We start from the raw sequence: 20,521 nt of genomic DNA, 5'->3' as shown, positions 1-20,521 counted from the left end.
CTAAAAGCTTACTTAATAGTTAAAGAATGTCATTCGCGGTGTTAATGACGTTCTCGACGCTGAACCCGAAGTGCTTCATCAGTACATCGCCGGGCGCAGACGCACCAAAGCTTGTCATACCAATCACGCGACCATCAAGACCAACAAACTTGTACCAGTAATCCGCATGGGCAGCTTCGATAGCGACGCGCGCGCGCGCAGCACTTGGCAATACTGATTCTCGATAGGCTGCATCTTGCTGCATAAACAGTTCAGCGCAGGGCATTGATACTACACGCACGTTTTTGCCTGGCATTTGCTCTGCCGCTTCAACAGCAAGCGCCACTTCAGAACCCGTTGCAATAAAAATTAAATCCGGTGTGCCGTTACAGTCTTTTAAGATGTAACCGCCTTTTGCAATTGCCGCGACCTGACCTTCATCACGAGGCTGCGCAGCTAAACCTTGTCGAGTCAAAATAAGCGCGCTCGGCGACTGCTGAGATTCAATGGCTAGCTTCCACGCTACCGCCGATTCAACACAATCGCATGGACGCCATGTAAACATGTTCGGCGTGTTACGGAGGTTAGCAATTTGCTCAATAGGCTGATGCGTAGGACCATCTTCACCCAAACCGATAGAGTCGTGGGTGTAGACCATGATTTGTGGTTGATGCATTAGCGCCGACATACGTACCGCATTGCGTGCGTATTCCATAAACACTAAGAACGTTGCGTTGTAGTGGACGAAACCGCCGTGCAAGCTAATGCCGTTGCCGATGGCAGTCATACCAAACTCGCGTACTCCGTAAAACAAGTAGTTGCCCGATGCGTCGTTTTTACTTACACCTTTTGCGCCGGACCATAAGGTTAGGTTGGAACCTGCCAAATCGGCCGATCCGCCAATCAGTTCTGGCAATAACGGGCCGTATGCATTCAAACAATTTTGCGATGCTTTTCGGGTGGCTACTTTTTCCATGCCCGCCTGGCATTCTGCAATATAAGCATCAGCGGCAGCGGAAAATCCTTCTGGTAACTCGTTACGAATCACACGGCGCTCAAACTCCGCTGCTAGCTCAGGATACTCATTACGATAAGATTCAAACGCTTGCTGCCAGGTGCCTTCATCTTCAGCACCTTTTGCTTTCGCATCCCAATCTGCATAGATCTCTTCCGGAACAATAAACGCATCATGAGGCCAACCCAGCGTTTGCTTCGCTAGTGCAATTTCATCTGCACCCAGAGGGGCACCATGACATTCTTCTTTGCCTTGTTTATTCGGCGAACCGAACCCGATAACAGTCTTACAACAAATCAGTGTTGGTTGTTCGCTGTTGCCACGACCAGCATCAATAGCCGCTTTAATGGCATTGGAGTCGTGACCATCGACTTCGCGAATCACTTGCCAGCCATAGCTCTCAAAGCGAGCTGGCGTATCATCAGTAAACCAACCTTCCACTTCACCATCGATAGAAATACCGTTGTCATCATAAAAGGCAATCAACTTACCGAGACCTTGCGTGCCAGCCAGCGACGCCACTTCGTGAGAGATCCCCTCCATCAAACAGCCATCACCTAGGAACACATAAGTGTTGTGATCAACAATGGTATGACCAGGACGGTTGAACTGTGCCGCCAAGACTTTTTCCGCAATCGCCATTCCAACACCGTTGGCAATACCTTGACCTAGCGGGCCAGTAGTCGTTTCTGCGCCGGGGACATCGTGATACTCAGGGTGACCAGGGGTTTTGGAACCCATTTGACGGAAGTTTTTAATGTCATCTATCGACAAATCGTAACCGGTCAAATGCAACAGTGAGTAGAGCAACATCGAGCCGTGACCGTTAGACAGAATAAAGCGGTCGCGATCTGGCCAATGAGGATTAGTAGGGTTGTGCTTCAGATAATCATTCCACAATACTTCAGCGATATCCGCCATCCCCATCGGTGCACCGGGGTGGCCGCTGTTAGCTTGTTGCACAGCATCCATACTGAGGGCGCGGATGGCATTGGCGAGTTCGTTTCGAGATGGCATAACAGGCAAAACTCCTAAAGCGGCGATTGGGCGATTCTGAGTGAAATCTGGGCTAGTAAAAAGGGTGCGTATTGTCCCTTACCGCCTCAGTAGCGTAAAGGTCTGAAGCCGCTATTTTGGATATTTAATGGCCTTATGATGTGCAAGCACGGACCGCGCAGGGTGTAGGGTTGATCGCACCCTATTGACGCCCACAAAACCTATATCAATATTTTTTGATATAGGTTGGCGGCTCTGCTAGACTTCGCTTTCGACCAGCAATGAGTTTGGATCAACCCAGGCAATATTCTGTGAGCACCCCAGCGCCCAGCAAAGCAATTAACGACGCTCAACCCGACCCAACAGCCCATCTAAGCATGATGCTTAAAGCGGCTGCCGATCCTCTGCGCCTGGAGATTCTCCGTGTACTTGCCCAGGGCTCTTATGGCGTGTTGGAGTTATGCCAAATCCTTGATTTGAAACAATCCGGCCTCAGCCACCACCTCAAAGTGTTGGCACAAGGGGAGCTAGTCGCTACACGGCGGGAAGGCAATTCCATTTTTTACCGACGATCGCACTTAGCTACAGACCACCCACATTTCGGCTTTGTCGCACAGCTCTTTGAGACCATCGATCAACTCAAACTGAGCGAGACCGTGCAACACCAACTAAACTCAGTTGCACGGGAGCGCGCTAGTAACTCTCAGGCATTTTTTGCAGCCAACGCCAACAAATTTCGAGAGCAACAAGACCTCATTGCGAGTTACGACGTATATAAAGAACAAGTCAGCGACATTCTCAACAGCGTCGTTCCCGCCACAGCCCATAGCTGCCTAGAAATCGGCCCAGGTGAAGGCGAGTTTTTAAGCGTATTGGCAAAGAAATTTAACCAGGTGACAGCACTAGATAATTCACTGGATATGTTGAATCGAGCCCAGCGGTTGTGCCAGCAACAACACCTAGACAATGTGCAATTAGTGCTGGGAGACTCGTCTGTCGCTATTGAAAAAACATTAACAGCAGACTGCATTGTAATGAACATGGTTTTACACCACGTACCCAACCCTGCAGAACTGTTTCAACATTCGACACAATTACTTCATCACAGTGGTGCGCTGATCGTGACCGATTTATGCCATCACAACCAACAGTGGGTAACAGAATCCTGTGGCGATTTATGGCTCGGCTTTGAGCCCGAAGATTTAACTGAGTGGGCAGCGCAAGCAGGTTTAAATGAAGGCCAAAGTATTTTCTTTGCACTTCGCAATGGTTTCCAGATTCAAATCAGACATTTTTTAAAAATTTAATGACAAGTTTATTTTAAGGAGAACCTCCATGTCAGAGTATTCCGTATTTACTTCTGAATCTGTTTCAGAAGGACACCCGGACAAAATGGCGGATCAGATTTCTGATGCCGTTGTTGATGCTATTTTAAAAGACGACCCCGACGCGCGCGTCGCAGTAGAAACCTTAGTCAAAACCGGCATGGCAATTGTGGCCGGGGAAGTTCGCACCTCCACCTATGTTGACCTAGAAGATCTCATCCGCGATGTCATTTTAGATATTGGCTATGACTCAAGCGATGTTGGTTTCGATGGTGCAAGTTGTGCGGTATTGAATGCAATTGGCAAACAATCTTCTGACATCGCTATGGGTGTTGACGAAGGTGACGACAAGGATCAAGGCGCTGGCGACCAAGGTTTAATGTTCGGTTACGCGACCAATGAAACCGACGTATTAATGCCAGCACCTATTTATTACTCGCACCGTTTAGTAGAGCGTCAAGCAAAGCTCCGCAAAGACAAGGTATTACCTTGGTTGCGCCCCGACGCAAAAAGCCAAGTCACTTTGCGTTATGAAAACGGGAAACCGGTTGCCATTGATGCCGTCGTACTTTCAACTCAACACGACCCTGAAGTTTCTCAAGAGAATATTCGCGAAGCCGTATTGGAAGAAATCATTAAACCAGTATTGCCTGCCGAGTGGTTGCATAAAGATACTCTTTTCCACATTAACCCAACCGGTCAATTTATTATTGGTGGTCCAGTGGGCGACTGCGGTTTAACCGGGCGCAAGATTATTGTAGATACCTATGGCGGTATGGCACGGCACGGTGGTGGCGCGTTCTCTGGTAAAGACCCTTCAAAAGTTGACCGCTCTGCTGCTTACGCGACCCGTTACGTAGCCAAGAATATCGTAGCCGCAGGTCTTGCCGATAGATGTGAAATCCAAGTGTCATATGCAATTGGTGTTTCTGAGCCAACATCTATATCAATCAACACTTTTGGTACCGGCAAAGTCAGCGATGAAATCATTGCTACACTTGTACGTGACAACTTTGATTTACGTCCAAAAGGTTTAATCGCAATGCTTGATCTTAAGCGTCCAATTTATCAGCCAACCGCAGCCTATGGTCACTTTGGTCGCGAAGATCAAGATTTCCCTTGGGAAAAAACTGACAAAGTTGATGCGTTGAAAAGCGCGCTGTAGGGGTTTTTCGGGAGACGTGAGACGATGGATGTGAGATGAAAGGGATTTTATTGAACTAAAGGATTTAGTTTTATGCAAACGGAAAAAGTTGCTCGGAAACATGAAAAGCTAGAGGTATGGCAGGATGCGATGGACTTGGTTACGAGAACCTATCAACTGACCGCTTCGTTACCTCCAACTGAAAAGTATGGTCTTACGTCTCAAATGCGACGGGCAGCGGTTAGTATCCCGTCTAATATCGCTGAAGGTTCAGCACGTGGAAGCACGAAAGAATTCCTGCGCTTCTTGGGAATCGCAAGAGGTTCGATTGTAGAACTGGAAACCCAGTTACAAATCTCGAATCGTTTGAGCTACGTAGAACAGCTACAGCAAGTTTATTCAAGCACCAATTAAAACCTATGCAAAACTGAATGCGCTTATTCAGATGCTAAGAACACGAACCGAAGTCAGTATGTAAGCCCTTTCATCTCACGTCTTACATCTCACTTCTCACAAAATACCGGAGTCAAATATGACATCACCAGCTACTCAACAAGCCGCAGGCTTTTCTGATTACAAAGTTGCCGACATCTCACTCGCTGAGTGGGGCCGCAAAGAAATTGAAATCGCTGAAGGCGAAATGCCCGCATTGATGGCTTTGCGTCGCAAGTATAAAGATGCGCAGCCACTAAAAGATGCAAAAATTATGGGCTGTATCCACATGACCATTCAAACCGCGGTACTTATCGAGACCTTAGTCGATCTTGGTGCTGAGGTGCGTTGGTCTTCATGTAACATTTTCTCTACACAAGATCACGCTGCTGCCGCGATTGCAGCCGCTGGCATTCCTGTGTTCGCCTGGAAAGGTGAAACCGAAGAAGAATTCTTGTGGTGTATCGAGCAAACCATTCTCGCTGAAAAAGAAAGTAGCGAAGTATGGGATGCGAATATGATTCTGGATGATGGCGGCGACTTAACTGAAATGGTTCACGCTAAATACCCAGACTTGTTGAATGACATTCACGGAATCTCTGAAGAAACCACCACCGGCGTTCACCGTTTGTTAGAAATGATGGAAAAAGACGAGCTTAAAGTTCCAGCCATCAACGTGAACGATTCAGTTACTAAATCTAAAAACGATAACAAATATGGTTGCCGCCACTCATTGAATGACGCGATCAAACGCGGTACTGACCACTTACTTTCTGGTAAAAAAGCCTTGGTTATCGGTTACGGCGACGTAGGTAAAGGTTCTGCCGCTTCACTTCGCCAAGAAGGCATGATCGTAAAAGTCACCGAAATCGATCCTATCTGTGCCATGCAAGCGTGCATGGATGGCTTCGAAGTGGTGTCTCCCTACAATGACGGTGTCAACACTGGTAAAGTAGAAGATATTAATACCGCAGTTCTTAGCACAACTGATTTGGTTGTTACTACCACGGGCAACGTTAACGTGTGTGATTCAGCGATGATCCAAACACTCAAAAATGGTGCAGTGATTTGTAACATTGGTCACTTCGATAACGAAATCGATACGGCGTTCATGCGCGAAAACTACGAGTGGGATGAAGTTAAACCCCAAGTACACAAAATCTATCGCGATAAAGCTGCAAACGATCATCTAATTCTTCTTTCTGAAGGTCGTCTCGTTAACCTAGGCAATGCCACTGGTCACCCTTCACGCATCATGGACGGCTCGTTTGCTAACCAAGTACTCGCGCAAATTTATTTGTACGAAGCCAAGTTCGCTGATCTACCAGCAGCAGAGAAAGCAGACAACATCTACGTTAAAGTGCTACCTAAAAAGCTTGACGAAGAAGTAGCACAAGACATGGTTGAAGGTTTTGGCGGTGTCATCACTAAACTGACGGGTAATCAAGCCCAATACATTAACGTCAATGTAGAAGGTCCATTTAAGCCTGAGTCTTATAAGTACTAAAAAACTAATTAGGAATGTACTGAGGCAGTTTGTGCACACACAAACTGCCTCATAAGTTGAATAACTTATTTTGGTAAATTTTGTAAATGCAGAAAACGTGGCTTTTCAGCCATTTTCGCAATGAAGAAAAACGTTATTGACTTATTGCATACCTATCTAATTTAAAAGCAAGCACCCATTACCGAGAGGATGCAAATAGGTTCTTGCCATTCAGGAGCTGCTTTTATAAATGCCTCCAACTTAAAACTAGGAATCTTATCAAAAAGGCCTGGTTACAACGACAAATATAAATACTGCAAACTTTACTTTAGCCTGATACTCCATAGCTTTTAGGGACAACCCTATGATTGCACATCGAGTTGCCATCATTCTGCTTACTCAAGTATGCAGAAAGCACATGCGCCCCCCAACGCGAAGCAAATCATAATAGAAATTGCAATTAAGCCTGAAGCCATCCAATTTATTGGTTTCTGGCTAAGATCATCCAGCCCTTTTATTTCATAGCTCTCAATTAATTATTTTGGTTTCAAGCGATAAGCTGATTCCAAAAGTCACCTGTTATGGTGAGCATCCCATTATCATATAGGTTTTTTCCAAAAAATGTTGATTGATCGAACATTAAGCCATAGAGACAAAATCATCCCAAACACTAAACCAGAGCAGTGGCTCGCATCAGCCGCATGTTGCATATAAACCCCTGCCGCGGCAATCGATATTGTTGCGACAAAACCGATATGTAATGCAATACCTGAAGGCAGAAGGTTTTTCCTTATTATGCCTGACATGAATACCGATCCGAATAGAGCAAATATACCAGGTGATATCCCAGCGTACGAATCGTAGGGGTAATCTGCGACCATCCTACCTAACACGGTAGAACACAAAGCACCTATAGCACTTCCAGCCACAAGAATAGAAATAGACCTATATGCATATATAGACCAAGCGAGCGGGCCTATAATCATTAGAAAAACGGAATTTATCAAAAAATGTGAATTCGACGAGTGAAAAAAGGGTCCTATCAAAAGCCTCCATATTTCACCTCTAGCAACCATTTCATGCATCGCACCAAAATGATAAATCAGCTCAAATCGACCACCCAACCAAAGCTCAAGTAAAAACTGAAGAATTGCTAGAAAAATAACGAAGATTAACCACCCAGCAACAGCTCGCCTTATCGGCGCTGACGTAGCAACCCAATAAAAAAACATTGTCCTCTCACCTAAGACTGATAGCGATTTGAACGAAATCAAATAGTCGCATAAAATCGTAGCAGATATTAATGAAAACAAACCGGCCCCTTTCAGGAATACCGGGCTGCCCGAGATCATGACACCGAAAAATACAACTATGGTTGCCGCTATGGTTAACACTAGACCAATGAAAACTCGTGCCTTATAATTTTTAACCAATTTTCTAGCTATTTCAGGGTGGCAAGTTGGCGGTAAAAAAAAATCTCCCCCTGGCTTTGCGACTAAAATAGGCATGAATGGAGACCAATTTTTTAAATCTTTTAGGACGTCCTCAACGAACTCGTAATCAAATTTCTTTCTTCCTTTGAGGAGCGACCATTGTTCATTCAATCCTTGCCGCCTCAGAGACCCAAGTTGCCAATCATTTCGCTTATCTTTAGGCATATAAACTATCAATCTAAAGTAGTTAAAATAATGGCCAATCGATAACTTATCGATTGGCCATTTAGATATCACTGGATTTTGACTTAGGAGGAGGACAAATGGGAGAAACGATTGGTACTATAGGCTCCGTAAAGCAAGCCGACACCAACAGCTAATCCAAATCCAGCAGCGAATGGTGCGCCTGCGATAACAGCCGTTGCTGCTAGAGCAAGAGAGGCTGCCCCACCATCTTCCATTGACAAACCAGCGCTAACAGCTTCAAGCTCCGTCGAAGACAATTCACGTAGAGTATTACTTGACATAGTTTTCTCCTATATTGATCCTATGTAAAAAAAAGACACACAACTGTGTGCACTCTAAATCTCCCATATGCCTTCTGCATTTTAAACCTCAAATCCAGCCAAATTTAGTGGCAAAATCAGACAGTGGGAGGTTTAGCTTGATCAATTTATTCCGTAATAACCGAAGATCCCCACCGTTTCAAAGCTCGATATAGGCTTTTATTGTCTGAAAACCCCAAGGCCTCAGCAATTTCACTAATAGTAACTTTGCTATCGGTTTTTAGAAAAAGGTATCTTCGTCTACGCTCGGCATCCAAGAGACGCTTAAAGCTCGTACCTTTTTTACTTAACTTACGACTCAGGGTGCGCTCACTGACACATAAAGTTTCTGCAATACTCGCGGCTCGGACTGTCATTAGATCACAGGTCCTTAATATACTCCCCACCCACTCAATAACTGACTTTTCAGCTGTTCCCGCAGCAGCTTTTATTTTAATTAAAGAGGCGGAAAGCTCATCCAGAGCCATATCGTTATCTTGGTTTTTCTTCAACCAACGATGAACATGATCGGGCAGGGCCATGCTTATCCACCTCCTGTTTTAGCAACCTAATAATCGAAGATTGAAAGATCTAAATTCTTTTATCCAATCAACTTATGTGAGCTGCATTAGCATTTCGTGATCTACTTCTGTTATTCCATTGTCTTTAATTACATATATTTGGTGCACAAAAGACAATGGTGACTGCCTGTGAGTCACAATGACAGTAGTTATTTTCAGTGACGCCAGATTTTGAAGAACAATCTTTTCAGAGTCCTGATCCAGATTTGCAGTTGCCTCATCCAGAAACAGAATTTTGGGTCTTTTGTATATAGCTCTGGCAATTAGTAACCGCTGTCTTTGACCTGCGGACATTATCGATCCCATATCACCAATGAGGCTGTTGTATTTCATGGGCAGAGAATCAATAACCTTATCCAACCCTGCAGCAATAACTGATCTATTAAGTTGCTCATAATCTATCTCTTCAGAAAACAATGTAATATTATCAAGAATTGTTCCGGACAATAATTGGTCTGACTGGAAAACACCTGCACATACATCACGGTATTCCCTGATGCCAAATTGATTAATTAAAATACCATCAATTTTGACGGTACCTTTAGTAGGCTGAAGCAGGCCAGCAAGAATTTTTATCAAGGTTGATTTTCCGCTTCCGGACGGGCCCACAATGCCAATACTATGGCCAGCCGGTATTTCGAGATTAATATTCTTTAAAATCGAAGGTTCGTTTTTTGAATAACAAAAAACTATATTTTCAAGCCGTAGATTTCCTTCGATCGGAGGCCTAAGCTTTGGCAAATAAAACCCCTTAAACTCTGGCTCGGTACAGGTTATATCGGACACTCGCTCGAGCTGAAGCTTTACCAAACGGATTTGCACCAATTTATCGACAAATGATTTTATTGACGCGGCGAAATTCTGTTTTAAAGCGACAAAAGCAGTTAGGAAGCCAATGGTAATCTGGCCACTTATTACGAATGTCGCAGCCACGTATATAAGAATTACGTTCTCTAACCCATAGATTATTCCGTATGCAGCTTCCACGTTTATATTGAACCGAGTGAGCTTGACATTCGCATTGACTTGTTTTGCGTAAGTATTTCTCCACAGCAAAAGACGAGGTACTTCCCGGCAATAAAATTTTATTGTTTCAATTGTCCTCATGTTCTCCATGAGGTTGGTATTTGAATTAGCTTCGGCAACAAGCCTTTGCTCTTGCAACGCCCTGACTTTTGGAATAATTGAAATCTTTATAGTGGTAGCTACCACAACAAACAGCAATACGATAGATGCCAATGTGGAACTGAAATAGAACATAACCCCCAAGGTCACCAACGCAAGAAACCCATCCAGTATCACTGTAATCAAGTCTTCTGTGATAATACGTCGAATTTCCCTGATACTACCAAAACGTGATGTTAAATCCCCCACATGCCTCTTTTCAAAATACTCTGTGGGCAAACTCATTAGGTGATCGAAGACATTTCCAACCATTTGAAACCCGATCTGATTGGAAAAATACATCTGTATACGCGACCTTACGAAGCTTACAAGTACCGACATTAGCGTTATAATACCGAAAGCTATCGCTACTGAGGTCAAAAAAGTAGTATCCTGTTTGGCGATGCCCTCATCTATTACGAATTGCATATAAAAAGCGCTGGCGATACCTGTCAATTGGATTAACAAAGAAAATACTGCGAGCTGGATAATGGCGGCATTAAACCCTGGATAACGCCTAAACAGCTCAAATAGTCTTGTTCTCAATATTTGCTTTTTTGTTTCAAACCCAATACCCGGACTCGCTTCCATTGCTATTCCGGTAAAATGTTTTCCTACCTCTGAAATGCTGTAGTCTCGCCTGCCAACAGCGGGATCGTGGATGGTTACATTTTTTTTACCAATTTTCTTCAGCACTACAAAATGCTTCATATCCCAGTGAAGGACCGCAGGAAGCTGTAATTTGGAGAGATCTGCCACTTCCAGCCTTAACGCTCTCGTCTTGAGTCCCAGAGCCTGAGATACTCCCATTATTTCCTGGATATTGGCACCTCGGGCAGAGACAGCGTACTCGCGCCGCAACGTATTCAGGTCAATTTTGCGCCCATAATAGGAAGCCACCATCGCCACACAAGCAAGACCGCATTCACTTTGTTCTGCCTGCAATATAGCCGGTAACACATATTGACCACCAAAAAGCTCCCGAATCATAAGCGAGTTCCCACACTTTTAAACGGCTCGAACAATCGATCCAGTAAACTTTCATGAGCGGTGATTACTTCAGCTGAAAACTGCATACCGGAGCGTAAAGATATTTTTTCTTTGGAATCGCTGTAATTCACCTCTGCTTTTACCCGATAGAATGGTTCTTCTATAGCAACAGGCACCAGGTATTCTCGCGGGTCGGTCACTGTTTGCGAGATGTCTGTGATTTTTCCGGGAAAGAAACCGTAGGTTTGATAAGGGTAGGCATCATAGAAAATCATAATCTCCTGACCTACCTCGACCGCGCCCAGCGCTCTCGATGGCATGAACAAGTTGGCTTCCAAGGAATAGTCTTTGGGTAAAATGGTCACTATTGGTGTTTGAGGGATCAAATAATCACCAGTGCTTACGTCAAGATTTGAAATGGTTCCATTCACTGGGGCCACAACTGTAATGGCCCCTTGACTTTCAAGCTCTATTCGTTCGGAGCGAAGCCTGGCTAATGAGTTCTTTAAGTTTGCTATATCTTCCTGATGCCTCACAGGAAGAGACAAAAGCTCTTGCTGTAGTTCAGTGTTTACATTTTCCCTAGCGAGTTGCTCCTGCTGTGCACCCTGAAACATCTGTGCAATACTCAAGTAGCTAGCCTTCTTCTGGTTATACTCCGATTTAGCGACCACATTTTCCGTCATAAGCTTTTCTGTTTTTTGCATTTCTTCACGAGTTATTTCCAGTCTCTGTTTTATTATTTTCTGGCTTTCAGCCAGAATTTCTATTTCCTGCTTGCCCCCTTCTATTTTGGTTTCCAGTGTCGATTTAGTTATCACATGCCTAGACTTTGTAAGATCGATTAATTCTTTTAAGTAAGCTATCTGCTCATCTAGCTCTTTTAGTTTACTTTGACTAATCGAGCTTCCGCTCTCCCCAAATACCAGTGGCGTTAGGACAACCAACACATCACCCTTTTTTACTTCCTGGCCGTTCTTAACGAAAATGTTTTCTACTGCACCGGAACGCCCTCCATAGACTTTCACTTCGCCAGCGTTTGGCTCTAGATAGCCTCTTACTATCTGTGTATCTTTGAATTTTAATGTTGCAAGAATAACTACCAAGCCAACAAAAACGATGAGCAACGCCAAGCTAACCAGTTTCAATCCTAAGGGCTGGTAATACACAGGCTCACCAAACAATGTCCCTACACTGTTTGATATCGCTTCCTGTCTAAATAGCTGGCCTGACATAAAACTAAGCTGCTTTAGTTATATCAAGCTGGGGACGTTTCGATGTGCTCTTGACGTCAGGCACGGTAAAGTAAGAAGGAATATTGGGTAAATATTGCCACTGCTCAGGGTGAGCTCTTATCCATTCTTCTGCCTTTGAAACAAGTTTTTGCAGTATTCGAATTGTGGCATTCTTCATAGTCTCACCTTTTAGCGGGTCTGTACTAATTGCACTCTCCATCTCTATAATGTTTTTATTTCCTCGCCTGTAGGTTACAAAGGGAATAATTGGCGTACGGCCTGCAATTGCAATTTCGACCGGCCCCTTAACAAACCTTGCGGTTTGGCCAAAGAATTGAACCTCTTCAGTCTCTCCAAAGCTATCACTTAGATCAAAAAGCGCTGAGAAGCTTGCATTACCCTTTCTCAGAGAGCTGACTATTTGAATCGGGTTATATTGACCATGCCGCATAATTCGATAGTTCAAACGTGCTTTTTCTCCAGCAAGCCGTTCGTCCCAAATATCTTGTTGCTCTCGCCGCAAAACGAAGGCCTCCCGGCCAGGATCTGCCAGTTGTGAAATTAGTTGAAATGCACTAACGAAATCACCCATATGAATAGTTAGCAATACCCGCGATTCTTTTGATACATTTATATAATTTTCATACGCTTGCTTATCCTGCCAGTAGAAGCCATCCCTTAAATAGGCTTGGTACTCGCTTTTTGCATGTTCGAACAAATGCCTATGAATGTTGGTAACCATTGATTGGTGTCTTTGCCTGAAAAGTACTTTTTTCGCTTCAGAATAAGGTTCTTGAAGTACAAAACTCAACATCATGGCCGTTTTCTCTTGAAACTCTTTACCCTCCTGCACAAATCCTGTTGCTACCCAGTTGAGCAGCGCAAGCGGTAGAAGTAATAGCCGTTTACAACGCAACTTAAGGCTAGACATCAAAAGCCTGTTGGAAAATCGCCTCACATACATGCAAAGCATTTCGTTAAAGGTCAGATCATTTATCTTTTCGATTATTGATTCCAGAAATTGGACATTGGCAGCACTTTCACTTTCATCGAAAGTTTTCTGAGTCACATCCATTCTCAAAAACCCGTTGCCACCAATCACGCGGGCCCCGGCCTGCTCGCAGGAGAGGCTTGTTAAAATTGATGTCAAACGCCTATCAAATATATTCCTGCCAATATCATCAAACGCGTCAAAACATTCAATCGAGGCTTCCGTATACCTCCCTTCAATATGATGCTGCCTTGCTATTTGCATAAGGGCTTTTACGCTCACCCAACTTGAGCTCATAAAAAGGCAAGCAGCCCTTTTTAAAGGGCGCCCAAGACAACTTAAATGTCTTGAGCCATCTTTAGCATAAAATTTAGAACTTTGCTGATTCACAACCCTGAAACCTGCATTTCTGCCCCTTCTGATGAATCAAAAAGCGCGACCAAATCCGCTATCGACTCTACCTGCGCCAACAATTCTTCATCGGCGCTAGTTCCAAAATGATTTTCAAGATCAAATACGATCTCAATTAGTTTTAACGAGTCCAGGCCAAGCTCACCAAATTTGGTATCCATAGTAATAGACTTTCTTTCATTGCCAACAAGTTGGCGGAAGCTTTCGATGACTTTTTCTCTAACATTTTGGTTCATTGTTGTTTCCATATATTTAACTCAAGGTTTCTGTATCGAGCACTTTAGACTCCCAAGTAATACATCCATCTACCGTATTTATTATTTTGCTACATAATTCTTGACACTTATCTCTTTTGATTTTTCCACTTGTTGTTAATGGAATCGAATGTGGTGCTACAATTTTTATTGCATATGGAACGATGCCGATTCGTGTACGTAACTCATTGGAGACATCTATCTCAATCAGATTGTACGCCTCCTGTGAAAAATGCTTCATTTTCAACTCTATGAGTATAACCAACTCCTCACGATCGAATGTCAAACCAACTGCTGCACATCGATTAACTAGCATTGGTCTAGTTAGTTCATGCACAATGGACTCAATGTCTTCCAGATAAAAATTTTTTCCATTTTGTTTGATGATATTTTTAATTCTTCCTACAAAATATAAGTTTGAATCTTTGATAAAACCCAAGTCACCTGTTTTGACATATCCTCTATCACCAGCAACTGTTTGGTCAAATATCGCTCTGCTCGCAAGTGAATTAAGGTAATACTCTCTGGCAATGGATTTTGACTTGACATATATTTCACCCACATCGCCATCACGAATGATTTGATTTGTCTCTGGACTCACTAGCTTGATGTTCTTTGAAACTTTCCCGACAGCGACGTATTCGCTTTCACCTAAGCCGGACGTTTTGATCGCCCCTTTAGTGCCAGCAACAAATAACGTTGACTCTGCCAATCCATAACAAGGATAGAAAATAGAAGATTTATAGCCGCAATCAACAAACCTGCGACTAAAATCTTTCATTGTTACCGGGTTTATTTTCTCTGACCCACTATATGCCAACTTCCATCCACTTAAATCCAATCGTTCAATCTGCTCGTCATTTACTTTTTCACAGCAAAGCTGGTAACCAAAATTCGGTCCACCACTAACTGCTCCATCATATTTGCTAATAGCTTCAAGCCACAGATATGGCTGAGCAACGAACCGGATTGGCGACAAAAAATAGTTGAGCATTCCTGTATAAAGTGGCTGAATGATATGCCCAATCAATCCCATATCATGGAAAAACGGTAGCCAGGTAACCCCAACATCCCCCGGTTTATTATCGAACTCTCTTCTTATCTCCTCAGAGTTCGCCATAATATTCTCATGAGTTATTACTACACCTTTAGGTTTTGACGTCGATCCAGACGTATATTGAATGAATGCAATATCGCTTGCCTCAACTCTTGGCATTTTCCAGTCATTCGACAACTGATCACAATCAACCAGACTTTCCGTATTGATAATTCTTATGCTTTTATTGATTTCTTCGGAAGCATTTATCACAGCAGCGCTTTGGGAGTTAGTGAGCGCCCATTGACAATTACTTTGGTGAAGCACATCTACTACGGCCTTCCAGCTATTACCTCGGGGCTTGGCTAACGGCATCGGGTAAGCACCAGCCAATATGACTGCAAAAAAAGCAATTATAAAATCCGGGCCATGTGGGTAGATGATTGCGACGGGCTTTTCCACAGCACCTAGCGCCTGAATATATGCAGCCATCGCGGATGATTTTCTAAATAATTGGCCGACAGATAATGACGAGCGCACCTCATTCTTATTTCCTAGAAAAGAAAATAGAGGTCGGTCTGGATGTTCGTATGACAGGGCCACCAATAGTGACACCATATCCTTATGTTTGTATTTATATAAGTCCATTTTTAATTATTATGTATGTAAGTGTTGCTATTTTGATGCAATCATCGCTGACTCTATTATTTTTATTTTCTATGTGCAAGCTTAACGTGTCGATTTAATTTACTGCTATCAATAAATCTATTCTGAATATAACCCTATTTTCCCGTTATTGAAATATATCGCTCCCTGCCTAATACAAGGAAAGTATTTTACTGCCTCCTGTAAAATCTGACGTAGTTGTGCGAACCTAGCGGATTCTAAGGCTTCGCATCAGCTATAGCCGATGGTAGCAGTGCCTAATCCGCCAGCATAGCGATCACTTTGGGTAGATCCATGTGCTTTTCTATTAATCAAGTTCATTTAGAACGCATTAAGCTGCTTTGTTAGCAATCAATACATTACGGTACTTATACGAAGTTTCATTTTTATGCATTTAAAAACATGATTTATTTTTCTTTTTCAAAGGATAGCTTTTGCATCAAGTGATATTTCTAGGATAGGATTGAGTCACTTCAACCAGATAATTATTAAATTCTATGCATGACATATCCGAGGAGAAGGAATTCCTCAACACCGGCTCAACCAGTTTTTTGAACAACCCATACCCAACCTATTCAAATTGGCGCCTAAATAGTCCTGTCTTTTACAGCCCTTCGCATCAGGCCTGGCTGGTCACTTGCTACAAAGACGTTTTGAAGGTTCTCAAAGACCCCAATACTTTTTCATCAGACAGGCCTCTGACATCATCCCCTGGTGGCTTGGGCTATCGCTTTATGCTATTCAGTCAGGATCCACCTGAACACAACCATCTACGATCAGTTATTAAACATGCATTCACAACAAGGCGAATTAAAGAAATAGAGTCATGGGCTAACCAACAAATTGAACTGCTTTTGCACGCGCTCCCTAAAGACAGTTTTGATATTGCCACCCAACTGACAATTCCTTTTCCGATTATGGTTGTTACCGAAATGCTCGGTATTCGACAGGATAAATGGCAAGACTTAAAACGATGGACTGAAATGATAGTAGGTCATCACAATAAAGACTCTCATTTACTGGGTAGAAAAGCATTCTTAGAACTGCATGCTTTGTTCAAAAACGAAATAGAGATCAAGAAACGCAAACCTTCGGAAGATATTATCTCTCATTTGGTATTAGCTGAGTATTCGGGAGGAACTCTTAGCGATATCGAAATTATTAACTTTTGTACGACACTTTTGGTGGCAGGAAATGAGACTACAGCCAGCCTTATGTCTAATATGTTCAATATTCTTGGACAAAATCCAGAACTTTGGGAGCGGTTGAGGAAAGACAGGAGCCTAGTTCAAGCCGTAGTCGAAGAAACTTTACGCTATGACAGCCCAGTCCAGTATGTAAACCGGACTATCACTCAACCAGTTTACTTATCAGGTCAACAGGTTAATGAGGGGGAAACTATTATTTGTTGCCTGGGGTCCGCTAATCGTGACGGTGATATTTTCATAAACCCAGATGTATTTGATCCCGAACGTAGTCAAGGTAAACACCTTGCCTTTTCTCATGGCATACATTTTTGTGTTGGCGCAGCGTTGTCAAGGATGGAAGCCTGCTTGGTCTTGAATCAAGCACTTGACCGCTTTCATCGAATCGAAATTTCGGAACCCGGTTCACGTTATGAGAATATGTTTTTTCGTGGTTTCAAACATCTCAAATTGGACGTTACTACTTAATCAGAGAAAAAAATGGACGATATATTAACAGGTGATTTAGATAATAAGTCACAGAGTTTTTTGGAATTTGTCACTCAGCTTTCGAGCAGAATAGTTTGGGAATACTCGGATGAGAAAACTCAAATTTCGGATTTATATGAAATAGCTAAAGAAAAATTTTGGAACGCATCTCGCGATATTGACTGGTCTTCTAATAACCCAAGACTGAGTTGGCCAACGCAGCCAGAATCTAACCCTTTATTTGGTTTCAAACCCTATGATCTTTTGCCAAGCGAAGAGCGTATCCGGATAAGTTGGTGGCAACACGGCCTGGAAATCAGCGAAGTTTTACACGGTGAGCAAGGCGCTTTGATAATCGCATCGCAACTTGTGTCTTGCATGCCAACAATGGAGGCCAAGCTTTTTGCAAGCTCTCAGGTTTCTGACGAGGCACGCCACGTAGAATTCTTCTCTCGATACCTGACTGATATTGTAGGTTTGATTTACCCACCAAGCAAAGAGCTGGAGCGGTTTATAAGGCTAATGGTTGACGACCCACGGTGGGACATGAAGTTTATTGCCTGCCAAATATTAATCGAAAGCTTAGCAATGGCTAAGTTTCAAGAAATCAAATCTAAATCTTTAAACCCTATTCTGACGTTTGCAGTAGACTATATTGCCAAAGATGAGGCACGACATGTTAAGTTTGGTACTACTTTACTGGAAGACTATATTAACTCTTTGTCTGATCATGAGATTCAAGAAAGAAGTGATTTCGTATTAGATAACATATTACGGCTTGCAAACGCCCAAAACATATACTCTCGAATAGCTGAAGAAATGAGTTGGGATAAAACAGCACTGCGTTATCATTTGCGCAAGTATCGAATTTCACACCCAGAAATAAACCGGAACAAGTTTCGTCAACTGTCCATCAATCTAGATTCGGTTGGATTATTAACCGACAAAACGATAGAACGAATGGCAAGTATTCAGACCATATAGCTGTAGTACGCAAATTCTCTTTCAGGGTACCTCGCTCAAACCAAATTCTTACTCAACGTAGCCCTTGGCAGAATGGGAAACAGGCTGATATCTAATGCTTTCTATTATCCCGAAAATTATTGCGAGTCTAGCGATTTGTGCCTGCTGTTTGTATTTTTATCCAGGCTAATAACGGTAATCGATAAAGCAGACGGCATTGATTGAGTCCAGATTATTTTAGCCGTCATGGCGGCATAAACTAGTATAAGCGCGTGGAAAATTACAAAAACCAGCTTCTTTAGCCATTTTATGGCCGGATTATACTTAAGTGCATTACGCTACATGTAATGGCCCCTCCCTATATCAAGGGTCAATAAAATAGCACTATCGACCGAGCCATTGGCAATGAGAATTATCGATTTTTGGTCCGCCCGCCCCACAATGTGACGTTCACCAAGTTGTTTACGTATCTAGCCCTTATCTACAAACGCTGCAATTGCCAGAATCGACACTACGTACGCCAATGGCGTCTTAAATTTATACCCCAAGGATTTGGGAGGCGAAGACCTGCAATTTCGTTTTGCGATGTTTGAGGCTCACCAACCGCTTGCGTTGTGATCAAGCCAGTCTGCCCACACTTGGTAAGATGCGAAAGATGGTAGTGGCTGAAACGCAGCAGGGTCGTAATTTGGGTTTGCAGTTGATAGTGGGTGTTGAGAACGCCCTGATTACTTGGGGTACTTCGAGCATTGAGTTATCTAGCCCGATGCTCTGCACTCGGTTTTTTCAATGGCTGGACTATACCACTGCTGGTGGTCACCATTAAGTACAGGGTGTTGATCACATTGCTATGTCCCAAGATTTTCCCTCCAGCTAAACCTGTTACATACCTCATCTATTCATTAGACTGTCGATATTCAATCGACTGGAATTTGATATGCGTATCCCACGACTTTTTATCGACAAACCGCTGACAGTTGGTGCCACGGTTGCTGCCAATAAAGAAACCGCTCATTACGTGGCCACTGTATTGCGCATTGATGTTGGTCGCGAGGCGGTATTGTTTAACGGCACCGGTGGCGAATATTCAGCACGGGTAATAACCGCCTCCAAGAAAACGGTGGAATTTGAACTGCTCGAGTTTATGGGTTGCGACATTGAATCACCTCTGCATACGCAATTGGCAATTGGTATTTCTAAAGGCGATCGCATGGATTGGGTGGTTCAAAAATCAACGGAACTTGGTGCCACGGCCATCCAACCAATATATACGGAACGAACTGAGGTCAAATTCAAAGCCGTCCGACTGGAGAAAAAACTGCGTCACTGGCAGCAGATCATTATTAATGCCTGCGAACAAAGCCATCGTACCGCGGTGCCCAAACTACACACACCACTTTCATTCAACGATTACCTCGCCCAATGCGACGGTGAAAGCAAATTAATTCTTGACCCCCACAATGCACAATCGCTCGATAGCTTTGAAAAAGCGCCGGCAAGCGTCTCTCTATTGGTTGGTCCGGAAGGTGGGTTTTCGGAAGAGGAAGTCAATCAGTCGCACGACCAAGGTTTTACTTCTTGGTGTTTGGGACCGCGAATTTTACGAACGGAAACAGCGCCGATAGCGGCGTTAAGTGTTTTACAAGAAAAGTGGGGCGATTTTTAACAGTGCTAAACTTGGGTGCGGCGGTAATCGTAAAACGCCTGCTCTAAAGCCGTCACATTAGGGATCACATGCTTTTCACCGGCATGAACCACGCCCATCATGTCGAAGCGTTTAAGTTCGGCATCCTCATCTTCATGAATTTCTTCTGCCTTCACACGCGCTAGCTTGGGGATACCTTGTGTCGCGATAGCAATAAACGGCAGGTCATCTGAAATACCTGTGCCATTCAGTACGGCGATACGGCAGGCGCTGCTATAACTCGGCTGTGCCTCACCGCACATGACTTCGTAACAAATAACAGGTATTAATTGATCACGCCATTCAATATCACCTAAGTACCAATCAGGTGCATCGATATGACGTTGGGGTTCTCTATACGGAACCATTTCCGCTACGGTCACCGTTGGCACTAGTAGTTGGCGCCCAGCAACTGGTATCAACAGGCTAGCAACTTCCTCTACTGTGGCATGCGATAAGCGTTGTGGTTCGTTCATTGAATTTGCCTACGTTTAATCTTTTTGGGAGCGGCTAGAGTT

General features: G+C 43.5%; 18 protein-coding genes. 8 read left to right on the top strand and 10 right to left on the bottom strand.

The window, feature by feature from the left end; all coding sequences use genetic code 11:
- Positions 1–19: 19 nt before the first annotated feature.
- Positions 20–2,011 (bottom strand): transketolase, encoded by a 1,992-nt coding sequence (gene tkt / locus ACZ5NB_RS01070; protein ID WP_460231000.1) that lies wholly within the window; start codon positions 2,009–2,011, stop codon positions 20–22.
- Positions 2,012–2,301: 290 nt separating this feature from the next.
- Here tkt and ACZ5NB_RS01065 point away from each other — a divergent pair, with 290 nt between their 5' ends.
- The 4 genes from ACZ5NB_RS01065 to ahcY all read left to right on the top strand — a co-directional run bounded on the left by ACZ5NB_RS01065 (position 2,302) and on the right by ahcY (position 6,398).
- Positions 2,302–3,297, top strand: a complete 996-nt coding sequence (locus ACZ5NB_RS01065) for an ArsR/SmtB family transcription factor (protein ID WP_460230999.1) — start codon at positions 2,302–2,304, stop codon at positions 3,295–3,297.
- A gap of 28 nt (positions 3,298–3,325) precedes the next feature.
- Positions 3,326–4,480 (top strand): methionine adenosyltransferase, encoded by a 1,155-nt coding sequence (gene metK, locus ACZ5NB_RS01060; RefSeq protein ID WP_460230998.1) that lies wholly within the window; start codon positions 3,326–3,328, stop codon positions 4,478–4,480.
- Between the two features lie 72 nt (positions 4,481–4,552).
- A complete protein-coding gene (locus ACZ5NB_RS01055) occupies positions 4,553–4,873 on the top strand; it encodes a four helix bundle protein (RefSeq protein ID WP_460230997.1) in 321 nt (106 codons plus the stop codon).
- 118 nt (positions 4,874–4,991) lie between these two features.
- Positions 4,992–6,398: an adenosylhomocysteinase gene (gene ahcY, locus ACZ5NB_RS01050; RefSeq protein ID WP_460230996.1), complete on the top strand. Its 1,407-nt coding sequence runs from the start codon at positions 4,992–4,994 to the stop codon at positions 6,396–6,398.
- A 578-nt stretch (positions 6,399–6,976) separates the two neighbouring features.
- Here ahcY and ACZ5NB_RS01045 read toward each other — a convergent pair.
- From ACZ5NB_RS01045 to ACZ5NB_RS01010, 8 genes are all read right to left on the bottom strand, one after another.
- On the bottom strand, positions 6,977–8,035 hold the full coding sequence (locus ACZ5NB_RS01045; RefSeq protein ID WP_464107790.1) for a rhomboid family intramembrane serine protease: 1,059 nt from the start codon (positions 8,033–8,035) through the stop codon (positions 6,977–6,979).
- 83 nt (positions 8,036–8,118) lie between these two features.
- Positions 8,119–8,337: a hypothetical protein gene (locus tag ACZ5NB_RS01040; RefSeq protein WP_460230994.1), complete on the bottom strand. Its 219-nt coding sequence runs from the start codon at positions 8,335–8,337 to the stop codon at positions 8,119–8,121.
- 146 nt (positions 8,338–8,483) lie between these two features.
- A complete protein-coding gene (locus ACZ5NB_RS01035; RefSeq protein ID WP_460230993.1) occupies positions 8,484–8,897 on the bottom strand; it encodes a helix-turn-helix domain-containing protein in 414 nt (137 codons plus the stop codon).
- Positions 8,898–8,969: 72 nt separating this feature from the next.
- Positions 8,970–11,090: a peptidase domain-containing ABC transporter gene (locus ACZ5NB_RS01030; protein ID WP_460230992.1), complete on the bottom strand. Its 2,121-nt coding sequence runs from the start codon at positions 11,088–11,090 to the stop codon at positions 8,970–8,972.
- Complete coding sequence (locus ACZ5NB_RS01025) at positions 11,087–12,259, bottom strand: HlyD family secretion protein (RefSeq protein ID WP_464107789.1); 1,173 nt, start codon at positions 12,257–12,259, stop codon at positions 11,087–11,089. The genes ACZ5NB_RS01030 and ACZ5NB_RS01025 overlap by 4 nt, the downstream gene beginning before the upstream one ends.
- Before the next feature lie 70 nt (positions 12,260–12,329).
- A complete protein-coding gene (locus ACZ5NB_RS01020; RefSeq protein WP_460230990.1) occupies positions 12,330–13,706 on the bottom strand; it encodes an LpxL/LpxP family acyltransferase in 1,377 nt (458 codons plus the stop codon).
- Positions 13,703–13,963 (bottom strand): acyl carrier protein, encoded by a 261-nt coding sequence (locus tag ACZ5NB_RS01015; RefSeq protein ID WP_460230989.1) that lies wholly within the window; start codon positions 13,961–13,963, stop codon positions 13,703–13,705. The genes ACZ5NB_RS01020 and ACZ5NB_RS01015 overlap by 4 nt, the downstream gene beginning before the upstream one ends.
- Positions 13,964–13,979: 16 nt before the next feature.
- Complete coding sequence (locus tag ACZ5NB_RS01010; RefSeq protein WP_460230988.1) at positions 13,980–15,665, bottom strand: fatty acyl-AMP ligase; 1,686 nt, start codon at positions 15,663–15,665, stop codon at positions 13,980–13,982.
- Positions 15,666–16,180: 515 nt separating this feature from the next.
- Between ACZ5NB_RS01010 and ACZ5NB_RS01005 the strand changes: the two genes are divergently transcribed.
- From ACZ5NB_RS01005 to ACZ5NB_RS00990, 4 genes are all read left to right on the top strand, one after another.
- On the top strand, positions 16,181–17,356 hold the full coding sequence (locus ACZ5NB_RS01005) for a cytochrome P450 (protein ID WP_460230987.1): 1,176 nt from the start codon (positions 16,181–16,183) through the stop codon (positions 17,354–17,356).
- A 12-nt stretch (positions 17,357–17,368) separates the two neighbouring features.
- Positions 17,369–18,340: a ferritin-like domain-containing protein gene (locus ACZ5NB_RS01000; protein ID WP_460230986.1), complete on the top strand. Its 972-nt coding sequence runs from the start codon at positions 17,369–17,371 to the stop codon at positions 18,338–18,340.
- A gap of 634 nt (positions 18,341–18,974) precedes the next feature.
- Positions 18,975–19,145 carry a hypothetical protein gene (locus tag ACZ5NB_RS00995; protein ID WP_464107788.1) on the top strand — a complete coding sequence of 57 codons (171 nt, stop codon included), beginning with the start codon at positions 18,975–18,977 and terminating at the stop codon, positions 19,143–19,145.
- A 111-nt stretch (positions 19,146–19,256) separates the two neighbouring features.
- A complete protein-coding gene (locus tag ACZ5NB_RS00990) occupies positions 19,257–19,985 on the top strand; it encodes a 16S rRNA (uracil(1498)-N(3))-methyltransferase (protein ID WP_460230985.1) in 729 nt (242 codons plus the stop codon).
- A gap of 5 nt (positions 19,986–19,990) precedes the next feature.
- Here the strand turns inward: ACZ5NB_RS00990 and ACZ5NB_RS00985 are convergent, their stop codons facing one another.
- Positions 19,991–20,479, bottom strand: a complete 489-nt coding sequence (locus ACZ5NB_RS00985) for a chemotaxis protein CheW (RefSeq protein ID WP_460230983.1) — start codon at positions 20,477–20,479, stop codon at positions 19,991–19,993.
- Between the last annotated feature and the right edge of the window lie 42 nt (positions 20,480–20,521).

The organism is Aurantivibrio plasticivorans (genome assembly GCF_055392955.1).
The sequence above is the reverse complement of the archived record's forward strand: the minus strand, read 5'-3'. Positions and strand labels throughout refer to the sequence as shown.